Raw genomic sequence first — 14,914 nt, forward strand, 5'->3', positions numbered from 1 at the left:
TATTGGGATTAATAAGTCACTTAAGGTACACTATATACCCAGACTATCCTGGAGAACCATAATGAGCAAAAATACAGTACTTGAGGCGATTAAGGAACATGATGCCAAATTAATTGATCTGCGTTTTACAGACATTCGCGGAAAAGAACAGCATATCACCATTCCAGTTTCAGCTGTGGATGACGATTTTGTTGAAAATGGAAAAATGATTGATGGATCATCCTTTGAGGGATGGCAAAAAATACATCAGTCTGATTTGGCTTTAATACCAGATATGGAAACAATTAAGCTGGATCCTTTTTTTCAAGACAATACATTATTTATTCGATGCAACGTAGTTGACCCAAAAACCATGATGGGCTATGAGCGTTGCCCCAGATCACTGGCTTTACGAGCTGAAGCTTATTTACAATCTACTGGTATTGCAGATACCTGCCTTTTTGGACCTGAGCCAGAGTTTTTTGTTTTTGATAGCGTGCAATGGGAAACAACCATAGGTGGTGCTTTTTATAAAATCGATTCAGAAGAAGCTCAATGGTATTCAGGAAAAGCGTTAGAAGGGGGTAATATCGGTCATCGACCAGCAATAAAAGGAGGGTATTTTCCTGTTCCTCCAGTAGATTCTTCGCATGATCTGCGTTCTGCAATGTCTTTAACTCTTGAATCATTGGGAATGGTAGTTGAAGCACACCATCATGAAGTTGCTACGGCAAACCAATGTGAGATTGCTACTCGATTTAATACTTTGACTAAAAAAGCAGATGAATTGCTGATTTTAAAATATGTAGTTCATAACGTAGCCCATAATTATGGAAAAACAGCTACCTTTATGCCTAAGCCTCTAGTTGGTGATAATGGAAGTGGTATGCATTGCCATCAATCATTAACTAAAGACGGGGTGAATCTGTTTTCTGGAGATCAATATGCAGGTCTTTCGGAAACAGCGCTTTATTATATCGGTGGAATTATCAAGCATGCGCGTGCTTTAAACGCGTTTACTAACCCATCGACCAACAGTTACAAACGGTTAGTACCTGGTTTTGAAGCTCCAGTCTTATTGGCTTATTCAGCAAGAAACCGTTCTGCCGCAATTCGTATTCCTCATGTGAACAATCCTAAAGCGCGTCGTATTGAGGTACGTTTCCCCGATCCTACAGCAAACCCATACTTAGCATTTTCTGCTATGATGATGGCGGGATTGGATGGTATTCAACGAAAAATTCATCCAGGCCATGCAATGGATAAAGATCTCTATGATTTACCACCAGAGGAGCTTGTTGATGTACCTACAGTATGTGCTTCTTTGGAACAAGCTATGGAAAATCTGGAAATGGATTATGATTTCTTATTACAAGGTGATGTATTTACCCAAGATTTCATTAATAACTACATCAGTATGAAGAAAAAGGAAATTAGCAAAATCAGAAGTCTGACTCATCCTTATGAGTTTGAGTTATATTATAGCCTTTAGGAATAAATGGTGATGAATAAATTTTTTGTTTCTCTATCATTGATGATGGTAATTTGCGCATCTTATGCTTATGCGCAAATTTACAAATGGACTGACAGTCAGGGAAATGTTCATTTCAGTGATACTCCTCATAAGGGAGCTCAGGTAATAACGATTCCTGATGCACAAAGTTTTTCATCACCAACTCCTTCAAATACTTCAAGACCACCACAACATGATAATCACACAGAAAAGTTAAAGCATACTTATACTAAATTAGCGATTGTTCAGCCTGAAACGAGTACAACGATTCGTAATAATCAGGGGTTTGTTGCAGTGACTGTAGAAGTAGAGCCTGATTTATTTCCTGGAGATAAGTTGCAACTGATATACGATAACGGTGTTCTTGGTGAGCCTCAAAGAAACCCTGTGTTTGAAATAAGTGGTATGTATCGGGGAACCCATACTTTGGCAGTTCAAATTTTGGATGCAGATGGAAATGTGATCGAAACAAGCGATTCTATAACTATTTATGTTTTTAGACCACGGGTAGGTATGGTTCCTGGTACTCGTGGAGCACATTAGTGTCTGTTTACAACGGTACTCTCTTGGCCTAAATAGCGAATTGTAAACAGACGCTATATTTCTAGGGAAAATTAATTATGTTAATTTTATTATCGCCAGCTAAAAAATTATTAGATATTTCCAAACCGTATGTCGGCACTACGTCTCAGCCTCTATTTACGGATAAAACGAAAATTCTTGTTAAACTGATGAAAAAAAAATCAGTTAACGACATAGCTGCCTTGATGGATTTGTCTCAAGATTTGGCTGAATTAAACTACAAGCGTTATCAAGCTTTTGATTTAGATGAAAAAGCGCTGCCGCATTCATACCCAGCTTTATTTTTATTTCAGGGAGATGTGTACCAGGGTTTAAAAGCCGCAACCTGGGAGCAAAAGAATGTGGATTACTCACAAAATCACTTGCGAATATTATCTGGGCTTTATGGTTTATTGAAACCTCTGGATAGCATTCAGCCTTATAGGCTTGAAATGGGAGTACGGTTAGAGAATCCTTCTGGTAAAAATCTATATGATTTTTGGCAAGAAACAGTGACTCAGTCGCTTAATCAACAATTAGCAATGCAGAAAAATCCAGTCTTGATTAATCTTGCATCTACGGAATATTTTAAAGTAGTGGATGAGGAAAAATTAAATTATCCAATCGTTACAATCAATTTTTATGAGAAGAAGAATGCTCAACTGAAAATGATTGGCATTCATGCTAAAAAAGCTCGAGGAACGATGACAAAATTTCTTATGCAAAATCAATTTGATGATTTGGCACAGCTTAAGCAATTTAATGAATTAGGTTATAAATTTCATGCGCCGTCCTCAACGGATCAGCATCTTGATTTTATAAGAGATACACACTGATTTTTATTTGTAGCCTGGGTGCAGCGCAGCGAAACCCGGGATTTTTTTTCAAATAGAGTTTCCCGGGTTTTGCTGCGCTGCACCCAGGCTACATGTATAATTTATTCTATTTTCTATGTGGAATTTATCGAGTCGTGTACACAGTTTAAATCATTTTCCCAATCATGAAGTGAATTGTTATGTTAAGCGGGATGATGAATTAGGATGTGGTATTAGTGGATCAAAATTGCGTAAATACGCCAGTCTTTTTCCTTTTTTAATTGACCAGGGAATTAAACACTTAATTGTTATTGCTGGACCACAATCCAATAATTTACTTGCCGCGCTACAGTTAGCCAGAGAGTTTAAGCTAAAAATTACTGCTTTTTTGATTGAACCCTGGAAATTAGAACTCCATGGAAATTATAAATTAAGTCGTCTCTTTCTAGACGAGCAAGAAATTGTTTGGATTAGTCGTGATAAATGGGCAAGCGTTAATGAATTGGCGTATAACTATCTGCTTACACTAAAAGCCCCAGGATTTGTTTTGCAGGAGGGGGCAAGCGTTGTGGAGGCTATGAGTGGGGCATTGACCCTTGCTGATGATATTATTTTAAATGAACAAAGTTTAGGTTTTAAATTTCAACATATTTTTATTGATGCGGGGACAGGTTTTTCTGCTGCAGGTCTTATCAATGGATTGAATCGATTAAATCATTCAGCGCAAGTTCATGTATTGTTACTTGCTGATAACGAATCAATATTTCGAAGTAAATTACAACAATGGATTGGCTTTATTCCACAGAATTTTCTATGTCTTTATCCAACTACCGCAAAAGCTTTTGGTTCGGTAAATCAAACCATTAAAAAAGAAGTAAGGCGTATGGCTCGGGAAGAAGGTATTTTGGCTGATCCAATCTACGCCGCAAAACTATTTTATGAATCAAGAAAATACATTGAAACTCAGCGCTTAAAGGGCAATGTCTTAATCATTCATTCCGGAGGTACTTTAACCATGCCTGGATTTAATTATATATAGCTGAATGATAATTTCATTGCATTTCCCCCTTGAAATTTATTAAGTAAACCCTATATGAAAAACATCAATCAGAAAAATGAGTAACAGGAGATTAGGTAATGTCGAATAAGCAACAAACTATGGGCTTTCAAACAGAAGTAAAGCAAATGTTGCATTTGGTAGTGCATTCGCTTTATAGCAACAAGGAAATATTTTTACGTGAGTTAATTTCTAATGCTTCGGATGCATTAGATAAATTGAGATTTTTGGCCTTATCAAACGGTACACTCTATGAAAATGATTCTGATTTAAAAATTATTATTGATGTTAATGAGAAGCTAAAAACAATAACTATTAAAGATAATGGCGTTGGTTTAACTTGGGATGAAGCGGTTGAGAATTTAGGAACCATTGCAAAATCTGGCACCAGAGAGTTTATGAGTCATTTGACGGGTGAAAGTGCAAAAGATTCTCAGTTAATTGGGCAATTTGGTGTAGGTTTTTATTCAGCGTTTATTGTAGCGGATAAAGTAACTGTTAAAAGCCGACGAGCAGGCATGAAGCCTGAAGATGGAATCATTTGGGAATCTAATGGTGAAGGAGAATTTACCATTGGTTCTGAAAATAAAGCAACTCGTGGTACTGAAATCACTTTACATATCAGAGACGATAACGATGAATTCCTAAGTAATTGGCGCTTACGAAGTATTATCAGCAAATATTCCGATCACATTTGCTGGCCTATCGAGATGAAGAAAATTTCTCAGGATGATAAAGAATCAAACGAATATGAAACTGTAAATAAGGCAACTGCATTATGGACGATGCAAAAATCAGATATTTCTGATGAGGACTACAAACAACTCTATAAGCACATTTCGCATGATTTTCAGGATCCGCTCATTTGGTCACATAACCATGTTGAAGGTAAGAATGATTATATTTCTTTACTTTATATTCCTGCTCATGCGCCGTTTGATTTGTGGCAACATGAAGTAAAACATGGCTTAAAACTTTATGTAAAACGTGTTTTTATTATGGACGATGCCACCCAATTTTTACCCCGCTACTTGCGCTTTGTAAAAGGTATTGTTGATGCGAGTGATTTGCCGCTTAATGTGTCTCGAGAAATTTTACAAGATAACAAGCAAGTTGAGAGTATACGTTCTGCTTGTACAAAACGTGTTTTATCCATGCTTGAAAAAATGAGTACTCAAGATAAAGAAACGTACCAAAAGTTTTGGAATGAATTTGGATTAGTTTTAAAAGAAGGGCCAATTGAGGATTTTACCAATAAAGAAGCGATTGCCAAATTATTGCGTTTTGCGACAACTGCAAATGACTCTGAGAAACAAGAAGTAACTTTAGACGAGTATGTAAGTCGTATGAAAGAAGGCCAGGATAAGATTTATTATATTACTGCGTCCAGCTACAATGCGGCTAAGAATAGCCCTCATTTAGAAATCTTTAGGAAAAAAGGGATTGAAGTCTTATTACTCAGCGACAAGGTTGATGAGTGGTTAGTTGGTTATTTGAGTGAATATGCAGGAAAGAAACTGCAGTCAATTTCCAAGGGTAAAGTGGAATTAAATGATGAGTCAACTGAACAAATAAAAGAGCAAGAAAAAACACTTGAGCCTTTGTTGAAACATATCAAGCAAGTCTTGGATACACAAGTTAAGGATGTACTAGTGACAAACAGGTTGACTGATTCACCCGCTTGTGTTGTTGCTGATGAGCAAGATATGGGTTTGGAAATGCAACGTATTCTACAAGCAGCTGGTCAACAAGTACCTGCAAGCAAGCCTGTTTTTGAAATTAACCCTGACCATGCATTAATTAAACGCTTACATGATATTCAAGATGATGATTTATTTGAATTATGGGTCACCATGTTGTTTGAACAAGCTGTTTTAGCTGAGGGTGGTCAATTAGATAATCCTGCAGATTTTGTAAATCGAATCAATAAGTTACTCGTTTCATCTGCAGTGTAAACAATTTTTCGTGACCCGGATTTTTTTATAACCCGGGTTACGCTTTGCTTCACCTAGGCTACGACCAACAATACAATTTAGCTATAGGAAAACGCATCACTTTTATCTATATTTTCTTCCATAAGTGGAGCTGAAGGTGGGGCTAAAGTTTGGTGAGTATCTTGGGGCATTTGCTCAACGAAAAATGATTGCTCACTTGTTGGTTTAACGGTTACAAGTTTTGCCATGTTAAGTTGGAGTTCAGCCAGTTGATGTAATTCATTGATGCGTTTATCGAGTGCAATGAGATTATTTTCGGCGTTACTGATTTGCTCGTTTATTAAAGGAATTAGATCATTTACAAGTGAAGTCAGCTCGCTATTTTGCCGCTCAATTGTTGATTGGTTATCTTCCATTGTTGTTTGGTTTTTGTTTAATTGATTGTTATCCATACTGTTTTTGATTGTATAAACCAATGCTGCAATGAAAAGGCTCAAGGTGATAACACCAAGCACAGCAGCAGGAGCTAAAAGCAGGGACGTTAAAGCAATCAATTCTCCTTCGATTGCTATCCCTGTTCCGGCAGCCCCACCAGTAAAAAGAAGAAAAAATAGTCCTATTTTTAAAAGACTATTTCTATAGCTATGTTGCTCTTCGATGGTTTGTGCTAATTGTTGATTTTGTTCTTTTAACGCTACATTTAGTGACGTGAGCTCCGGATTTGATTTTTGAATATGAGCAAGCATATTTTCCTTTTGACGCTTTTCTTCTATTGCTTGTTCTTTCCTAAGAGCAGCTTCATTTCGTTCTAAAGTTACCTTATTTTCTTCTCTTTTAGTTGAAAGATGGCTGCGGATCAAAATAATAATTTGTTTAAGCGAAGTGTTTTCTTGGTAAGAGAGAGGTGTCACTGATTGTAAATAAATTTCAAGTCGGTCCAGATAAGTTTGATAACTGATTGCAAGAGTTGTTTGCATTAATTGTTGTTGTTTTTTTTGCAGTTCCTTATGCTTTCTTGAAATGGCTTCATTCAATAAATTGAGGTTGCTCTGTGAAAGTTGCAATAAATCTGGATCATTAGTTAAACGAGCTCTAGCTCTTGTTTCTCGCTCCAAAGCTCGGAGTTTTCTTTGTTCTATTTTTTCAAGTACTAATTTCAGTTGAGTTTCATATTCATTATGTTTTTTATGCCCTGTTGATGAGCTGCTTTTGAGTAACTCCAGTTGAGCCTCAAGCCTTCTTTTTAGCAATATGGGATCTGATTCTTGGTGACCGTGATGCGATTTTTCTTGATGAGTATGAGTTGTTTTTAAATGTTGATCAGACTCAGAATGAGTGTGAGTTGTTTTAGCATGCTGTTCAGTGTGTCCTGAATGTTCATGAACTGTTTTGGCTTGCTGATCAACGAGCTCGGGATGAGCGTGAGTTGTTTTGGGATTCTGCTCGGGATGAGTATGGGCTCCATGGGAGTGTGTATTTTGATGTTGAGTTGATTCCTCATCAATTTTATTACGGGCTTTTTCTTGCAACGCAATGCGTGTTTTAATTTCTTCAATTTGAAGGCTTAACTCCCGCATCTCTTGATCAACGGCTCTAATTTTTTCTTGAGTGGAACTTAGATTAAATAATAATCGCTTCGATGTTTCTGAATCGTTTAGTTCTTCTCTTAGATCATCTTTTTCTTCATTCAAGTCGTGCTGTAGTTGTTTTTTACACGTATCTAATGTTAATTGTAATGAAGCCTCTGGTTGTTCCATTTTAAGGCGCAGCTCAAGCCGTCTTTCAACATCGTTGGTTACAGAAGAAATCGGGGACATAAGAATACATGAATCGCGTAGTTCAGAATAATTGGCATGAACAATAAATGAATCTGTAAGTTGCTCGACTAAAGCGTTAATATTCAGTTTTGATAGTGACATACTCAATTATCCTTATAAAAAAATGAAAATGACCTGGAAAATAAACATTTTTCCAGGATCACTTTAGGGATCGAGATTCGATGACTAAGCGTATGGAAGTACTAATACGGTTGTTCCTACATCAATGAAATTCTCATTCAGCCATTTTGCTGCGCCGGGTAAAACTCGGATGCAACCATGGCTGCTGTTGTATTTAGGAACTTCATAGGCCGCATGAATTGCATAACCATCATGGAAATGCATGCAATAAGGCATTTTAGCGCCGCCAACTACATGGCCATCGCGGGCAATAGGATATTCATTGGATTTACAGTCAGCTCCTTTTTTATTGAATACATGGTAGGTTCCTGTAACTGTTCTACATGATTCGTGAATGTCATCACAATAATCCATTCCACCTGAGGCACTACCTGTCATAACTCTGTTTCCTTGGGCATCATAAGCTGCCCACGCATCAGCTTTTGGATCAAAAACAAAGAGTTTTTTCCCTTGGACGTCTCGTTTCATAGGAAAAACTTTGCGACCACGTTTATCATCTTGATAGGGGGTTGTATAATGCTTGTTACCTGCATCATCTGTGATTACATCAGGTTTATCAGTCACGCAAGAAGCTAACAGTAGGCCAATTAGAGGGGTTAAGTATATTATTTTTTTCATTTACAAATCCTTAAAATCTGGTTTATCTACTGCAAAAAAAAGGCTCGAATATCGAGCCTTTTTAAACAGAAGTGGGGTTGTAAACAGACCCTAATTTCTGAATTAAAATTTATTACTCATCAGTTAAACGAAAATATTTAGTTCCAAAATATCTTTGGAGTTTCTTACGGATGGTGCCACGGCTAATACCCAGCATCTTAGCAGCTTGTAGTTGATTGCCACGACGTTTTTCCATAACTGCTTGCAGTAATGGAGGCTCAACCTCAGATAATATCATGTCGTAAAGATCATCGATGTTTTTAGTCTTGTTTTCAGCAAGAAAACGAGTGACTAAATTGTAGACTAAATCTTGAAGACCTTGGTCTTGTTTAGTCATGCTTAGAGTAGTATCAGGTGTTTCAATGACAGTCATCTTAACTTCCTTATTATTAATTAAATCACACATTCCAATTGCTAACATTTAAAATGAAAGCAAAATTAATTGTACATGAAGGATAATTGATATTCTATATTTTTAAGAGAAAACTATGCATTATTTTCGAGCAATTCATTCACCACAAGACTAAATAATGAGCGATCGGATTTTTCAGAGGACAATGAATTTTTTACCTTAGTTAATTGCGAAATCATTTTTGTAGGCTGGTCTGGATCATTATAAAAATGATCAATATAGCGAGTTAATTCATAAGCATTGCAATCATATTGTAAAAATTCTGGAACAATCATTCGATTTGCTAAGAGATTGCACAGACCAAAAAATTTTACTCTGATAAACCTCATTGCCAATACGTAGGAAAGAAAAGAAGACCTATAAATAATACACATAGGCTTTTCTAATAACGCACACTCAAGAGAGGCGGTACCCGAGGAAACAATGATAAAATCCGCGGCAGCCATACAGTTTATTGCCTTACCTTGCACAAAGCTGATCGGTAAATTCATATCAGAAAAATAATGTTTAATTGTTTCTGGATTAATTGTATCTGCAACAGGAATTACAAAATGCAAGTTAGGATAGCGTTGCTGCAAAATTTGAGCAGTATCGCGCAGTATGGGCATATGATATTTAATTTCATTAGTACGACTTCCAGGAAGAAGAGCAAAAATATTTGCGTCTTGAGGAAGTCCCAACGCTGTACGTTGAGATTGACTGTTGTCTACAGAGGTTATTTTCTCTACTAAAGGATGCCCAACAAAATTTACTGGAACTTCTGCTTTTTCGTATAAAGTTTTTTCAAACGGCAAAATAACGGCCATGCGGTCAACGCATTTTTTTATTAGATGAATACGATTTGCTTTCCAAGCCCAAATTTGGGGGCTTATATAATAAAGAATTTTAATACCTAATTTTTGTTTTGCGTATTTAGCCAGCCTCAAATTAAAACCTGGGTAATCTACTAGAATCAATAAATCCGGTTTTTGTTGGTTTAAATGTTTTTTAATGGTGACAAATGCCTTACGAATTACATTGAGGTGACGAATAACTGCGGTAAGCCCTGTGACACCAAAGCGTGCTAAATCAGAAATTATCTGTGCTCCGGCTTCTTGCATATGTTGACCACCAATCCCGCTAATCTCTATATCAGGGTAGGTCGCTTTTAATTGACGAATTAGGACCGATGCGTGAACATCACCTGATTCTTCACCAGCAATTATAACAACACGTTTAGAGTTTTGCATGACGTTCAATTAAATTATTCTGAATGAGCGACGTAATTGCCTCTGCTGTTTCAAGTGCGAGACGGCCATCTTCACCGGTAACCATTGGTATGCTGTCGTCCTCAATGCATCGGATGAACGATTTTATTTCTTCTAACAAGGCATCTCCTTTGTCAAATTCTTTTTCATCACGAATGATATCAGGAATACCGGGAAATAGTTCGCCATTTCCTTTTTTAAAAACTGCAAATTTTTTGTTCTGATAATCGATTGAAAGATATGAATTAGATTGAAAGATTCTTGTCTTGCGTTCGGTTTTAAAGCTCACTCTACTCGCTGTAATACTGGCAACACATTGGTTGGCAAACGTAATATGGGCATTGGCAATATCGATTGCATCAGTAATTACTGGTGCTCCATGGGCTTGGATTGAGGCAATGGGACTTTTTACAATATTCTGAATTAAATCGATGTCATGAATCATAATATCGAGAATCACATTAACATCTGCACCACGAGGGCTAAATGGAGCTAAACGCTCTGATTGGATGAATAAAGGTGTATCTAAATATTCATCTAAAGCCAATCGTGCGGAGTTAAAGCGCTCGAGATGACCTACTTGCAATTTTACATGGTTTTTCTTGGCAAGATGAATTAGTTCTTCCGCCTGAGCTATTGTTTCAGTAATTGGCTTTTCAATTAACACATGTATGCCATGTTCCAAAAACGCTTTGGCGATATCAAAATGCTTATTAGTCGTAGCGGCAATACTTACTGCATCCACTTTGTCAAATAAGTCACGATAATCGCTATAGCCTGGAACATGCAATTCTTGTGATACTGCTTCTAATGCCTTCTGATTCAGGTCACAAACCCCAATTAACTCGGCGTTTGGAAGGAGTTTATATTTTTGGGCATGAAATCTACCTAAATAACCTACCCCAATTACTGCGCAACGAATTCTGCTCATTATGTTTATATGCTAATTATTTGTGCGAATGATCGCATTTCCTGGATGATAAATCAATTTTATAAGAGTATTATTAGCCAACATTAAAGCCCATGACTATACTGATTTTAAATAATGAGAAAAATATTATGCTTATAGCTGGAGTAGACGAAGTAGGACGTGGTCCCTTGGCAGGTGCAGTTGTTACTGCAGCAGTTATTTTAAAAAAGCCTATAGATGGTCTTGCTGACTCAAAAAAATTAACTGCGAAAAAACGCGAATTGCTGGCTGAACAAATAAAGAAACAGGCCATCGCTTATGCATTTGGTAGAGCAGAAGTCGATGAAATCGATACTCTGAATATACATCATGCTACGTTGCTGGCGATGCAACGAGCAGTTGAAGCGTTACCAATCCAACCCGATCAGGTATTGGTTGATGGCTTACACCTCCCAAAATTAAGTATTCCCTGTAAGGCAATTGTGCAAGGCGATAACTTGATCCCTGAAATTAGTGCCGCTTCCATTCTCGCAAAAGTATTCCGAGATGCGGAAATGACAGCGCTTGATGCGATTTATCCCGGATATGGGTTTGCTGAACATAAAGGATATGCGACAGTGACGCATAGGGAAGCATTAAATCGACTTGGTCCATGTATTATTCATCGTCGAAGCTTTGAATCTGTTGCTGTATTGCTTTGATTTAAATAAATGTAGCCTGGGTGCAGCGCAGCGGAACCTGAGTTTTCTAAGCTGAGGAAGTCCACTCGATCCCGGGTTCCGCTGCGCTGCACCCAGGCTATAAAGCTACAAAGTTACCCCAGTTATTATCAATTCAGGCTATTGAATAAAATCTTATGTGAGCTAATGGACATTAAAATTCCGAAACTCGCTAAAAAGGTAACCATTGCAGTACCTCCGTAACTGACTAAAGGCAAGGGAATGCCAACGACAGGGATAATTCCCATAACCATGCCAATATTAACAAAACCGGACATGAAGAATGACATGGCAAGGCTTGCGGCTAAGAGACGAGTATAAGTCGTTTGTGCATTTGAGGCGATATTCAGACTTCTAAGTGAAATTAAAACAATCAGTGCAATGATGGCGAATCCACCTGCGAATCCAAATTCTTCACTCGTAACTGCAAAGATAAAATCTGTAGCATGTTCAGGTAAAAAGTTAAGATGGGATTGGCTTCCCTGTAGCCAGCCTTTTCCTGCAAGACCGCCTGAGCCAATGGCAATTTTAGACTGGATGATATGATATCCAGATCCTAATGGATCTTGTTCAGGATCAAGTAGTGTATAAACTCGTTGCTTTTGATAATCATGCATCACATGCCAAACAACTGGAATCGTAGCTCCTACCAGAAGTATAAGTAACAAAATAACTTTAAATCGAATTCCCGCTAAAAATACAACACATAGGCCAGCAGCAGCGACCATAATTGCAGTCCCTAAGTCAGGTTGCTTAGCAATAAGCAAGGCGGGAGCACAGATAATGAGTCCTGCAATAATAAGAGATTTAAAACTACTCGGACGTGCTTGTCGGTCAAAGTACCATGCAGCCATCATAGGGACGGCTAGCTTCATGATTTCAGAAGGTTGAAAGCGAAATAAGCCCAGTTCAAGCCAGCGTTGAGCTCCTTTCCCAATTTTTCCCATGAGCATTACAGCAATTAATAAAGTTAACCCTACACTATAGATCCATGGAGTCCATATTTTGTATTTATGAGGTGGAATAAAACCAAGCACAATCATGATGAGCGATGCAAAAATGAGTCTCATGGATTGACGTAAAATTATACCTGCATTGGCACTGGAGGCACTGTATAATATCAAAAGGCCAAAACCGATTAATACAAGCAATAACCCCAATAAAGGAAAATCTAAATGGAGTGATTTTGTGGTAAAACGATAAACGGGTTTACTGTGTCTTCTGTTCATGAGTTTTCATCGGATAAAGTTGATAGTAAGTATCGAGTACTTTGCGGGCGACTGTTGAAGCTGCAACATCATTCTCTACAACAACCGCAAGTGCAATTTCTGGTTCTTCAACTGGGGTAAATGCAATAAATAAAGAGTTATCGCGTAATGCTTCAGGGATGTCCTCATATTTTGCTTTTTCATATTGTCTTCCACTAAATACTTGTGCAGTCCCAGTTTTTCCCGCGACTGGATAGGGAGGATTGCGTCCAAAGCGATAACCAGTACCTTCGTTACTGGTTAATACACTATGCATTGCATCCGCAACAATATCCCAGTTTGCTTCATCTTTAAGGTAAAGGGGATACTCTTCAACAGGTTTATAGTGTTTCACTTCGCCACTGTCGCTGTTTACGGTTTTCGTTAATAAATGAGGTCTAAAACGTTGCCCATGTTGGCTTAGGGATGCTGTTGCATTAGCCATTTGTAGTGGTGTAGCCAGCATGAAACCTTGGCCTATAGAGGAAATTAAAGTATCACCAGGATACCAAGGCACACCTTTAGTTTGTTTTTTCCACCGCAGGCTGGGCACAATACCTGAAGCTTCTTCATAAAGATCAATATGGCTCAAATGGCCTAAACCAAATTTAACAAGCATGTCTTCAATATTGGAAATACCCATTTTATTTCCTAATTGATAAAAATAGGTATCACAAGAAACAGTGATCGCTCGTTTAAAATTAATCATTCCATGTCCTGTTTTTTTCCAATCTCTGTAGATATGGCTTGCAGTGGGAAGTTTATATCGGCCTGGGTCATAAATGGTTGTAGCTGTCGTGATAAAGCCTTTATCCAAACCTGCTAAACCAACAAATGGCTTAATTGTTGAGGCGGGTGGGTATACACCTCTTACTGCACGATTAAACAGAGGTCTTTGTAATGTATTTGATAGTTTTTTATATTCTTTAGAACTAACCCCACCAACAAAAATATTAGGATCAAAACTAGGAGAACTTACCATCGCTAAGACCTCTCCGTTTTTGGAATTAATCACGACAACGGCACCTCGTTTGTCTTTTAGAGCTTCGTAAGCTGCTTGCTGTAGTCTGACATCAATACTTAAATAGAGTTTTGCTCCTGAACGAGGATTGATTTTATCAACGACTCTAAGTGTTCGCCCACTGACGTCAGTTTCTACCATTTGGTATCCAACTTTGCCATGGAGTACATCTTCATAATATTTTTCGATGCCTGCCTTGCCAATAAAGTTTGTAGCACGATAATTCGTTGGATCGACTGCTTTTAATTCCTCAACATTGATTCTACCTACATAACCCAAAACATGTGCTGTCAACTCACCTAGAGGGTAATGGCGCATCAGGCGCGCTTTTATACTTACACCGGGAAAATGGTATTGATTGATGGCAAAAAGCGCCACTTCCTCTTGAGTTAATTTTAATTTAATTGGTATGGGTACAAAGGAGCGGTTTTGTTTTCGAGTCCGTTTGAAGTTTTTTATATCTTCTTCAGAGATTGAAGGAATTAGTTTTTGTAATTCGATTAATGTTTGATCTATGTTTTTAACATGTTCGGGGATAATTTCTAGAACATAGACGGGAATATTTTCGGCAAGTAATACTCCATTTCTATCAAGAATTACTCCTCTAGGTGGTGCGATAGGAATAATGCTCATTTGATTTTTTAATGAGAGTGTTTGATATTTTTTGAATTCAGATATTTGCAGAAATGCGAGTCTTAAAACAAGAATTAAAGATAAAATAATAAGAAAAGCTACCAGCAAATTAATTCTAAAAAGTTGTTGCTGGGATTCTGTACGATAATTTTTAAAAGATTGATTTAGACTCATGGACGCACAGTCAGTTAAGCTGGACCCAAAAAGACAGCATAGTAACTTAAAATTAGATGGTTTACTAGTATTGTAGC

The 14,914-nt window shown here is 37.5% G+C and carries 13 protein-coding genes; 6 read left to right on the forward strand and 7 right to left on the reverse strand.

The features are described from left to right. Positions 1-61: 61 nt before the first annotated feature. The 5 genes from glnA to htpG all read left to right on the forward strand — a co-directional run bounded on the left by glnA (position 62) and on the right by htpG (position 5,880). Positions 62-1,471: a type I glutamate--ammonia ligase gene (glnA, locus tag Lstg_RS09655; protein ID WP_058477453.1), complete on the forward strand. Its 1,410-nt coding sequence runs from the start codon at positions 62-64 to the stop codon at positions 1,469-1,471. A 12-nt stretch (positions 1,472-1,483) separates the two neighbouring features. Beyond that, complete coding sequence (locus Lstg_RS09660) at positions 1,484-2,035, forward strand: DUF4124 domain-containing protein (RefSeq protein WP_058477454.1); 552 nt, start codon at positions 1,484-1,486, stop codon at positions 2,033-2,035. A gap of 77 nt (positions 2,036-2,112) precedes the next feature. Continuing rightward, complete coding sequence (gene yaaA / locus Lstg_RS09665) at positions 2,113-2,889, forward strand: peroxide stress protein YaaA (RefSeq protein ID WP_058477455.1); 777 nt, start codon at positions 2,113-2,115, stop codon at positions 2,887-2,889. Between the two features lie 115 nt (positions 2,890-3,004). Continuing rightward, complete coding sequence (locus Lstg_RS09670; protein WP_058477456.1) at positions 3,005-3,907, forward strand: pyridoxal-phosphate dependent enzyme; 903 nt, start codon at positions 3,005-3,007, stop codon at positions 3,905-3,907. Positions 3,908-4,005: 98 nt separating this feature from the next. Continuing rightward, positions 4,006-5,880 carry a molecular chaperone HtpG gene (gene htpG / locus Lstg_RS09675; protein ID WP_058477457.1) on the forward strand — a complete coding sequence of 625 codons (1,875 nt, stop codon included), beginning with the start codon at positions 4,006-4,008 and terminating at the stop codon, positions 5,878-5,880. Between the two features lie 77 nt (positions 5,881-5,957). On the opposite strand, the gene Lstg_RS09680 is transcribed toward htpG, so the two are convergent. The 5 genes from Lstg_RS09680 to Lstg_RS09700 form a co-directional block, all read right to left on the reverse strand. After that, positions 5,958-7,778, reverse strand: coding sequence for a hypothetical protein (locus Lstg_RS09680; RefSeq protein ID WP_058477458.1), 1,821 nt, complete (start codon positions 7,776-7,778; stop codon positions 5,958-5,960). Positions 7,779-7,862: 84 nt separating this feature from the next. Then, the gene (locus tag Lstg_RS09685; RefSeq protein WP_058477459.1) at positions 7,863-8,435 is read right to left on the reverse strand and encodes a L,D-transpeptidase; all 573 of its coding nucleotides are present in this window, start codon (positions 8,433-8,435) and stop codon (positions 7,863-7,865) included. Positions 8,436-8,547: 112 nt separating this feature from the next. Continuing rightward, on the reverse strand, positions 8,548-8,847 hold the full coding sequence (locus Lstg_RS09690; protein ID WP_028380363.1) for a helix-turn-helix domain-containing protein: 300 nt from the start codon (positions 8,845-8,847) through the stop codon (positions 8,548-8,550). A gap of 113 nt (positions 8,848-8,960) precedes the next feature. Continuing rightward, positions 8,961-10,115: a lipid-A-disaccharide synthase gene (gene lpxB, locus Lstg_RS09695; protein ID WP_058477460.1), complete on the reverse strand. Its 1,155-nt coding sequence runs from the start codon at positions 10,113-10,115 to the stop codon at positions 8,961-8,963. After that, positions 10,102-11,064, reverse strand: coding sequence for a Gfo/Idh/MocA family protein (locus Lstg_RS09700; RefSeq protein ID WP_058477461.1), 963 nt, complete (start codon positions 11,062-11,064; stop codon positions 10,102-10,104). Before Lstg_RS09700 ends, lpxB begins: the two co-directional genes overlap by 14 nt. Before the next feature lie 128 nt (positions 11,065-11,192). Here Lstg_RS09700 and rnhB point away from each other — a divergent pair, with 128 nt between their 5' ends. After that, positions 11,193-11,744, forward strand: coding sequence for a ribonuclease HII (rnhB, locus tag Lstg_RS09705; protein WP_058477462.1), 552 nt, complete (start codon positions 11,193-11,195; stop codon positions 11,742-11,744). A gap of 128 nt (positions 11,745-11,872) precedes the next feature. On the opposite strand, the gene rodA is transcribed toward rnhB, so the two are convergent. Together rodA and mrdA are read right to left on the reverse strand one after the other, a co-directional pair. After that, positions 11,873-12,991, reverse strand: coding sequence for a rod shape-determining protein RodA (rodA, locus tag Lstg_RS09710; protein ID WP_058477463.1), 1,119 nt, complete (start codon positions 12,989-12,991; stop codon positions 11,873-11,875). Beyond that, positions 12,972-14,837, reverse strand: a complete 1,866-nt coding sequence (gene mrdA, locus Lstg_RS09715) for a penicillin-binding protein 2 (RefSeq protein ID WP_058477464.1) — start codon at positions 14,835-14,837, stop codon at positions 12,972-12,974. The genes rodA and mrdA overlap by 20 nt, the downstream gene beginning before the upstream one ends. Between the last annotated feature and the right edge of the window lie 77 nt (positions 14,838-14,914).

This window comes from Legionella steigerwaltii (assembly GCF_001468065.1).
GTDB lineage: Bacteria > Pseudomonadota > Gammaproteobacteria > Legionellales > Legionellaceae > Legionella > Legionella steigerwaltii.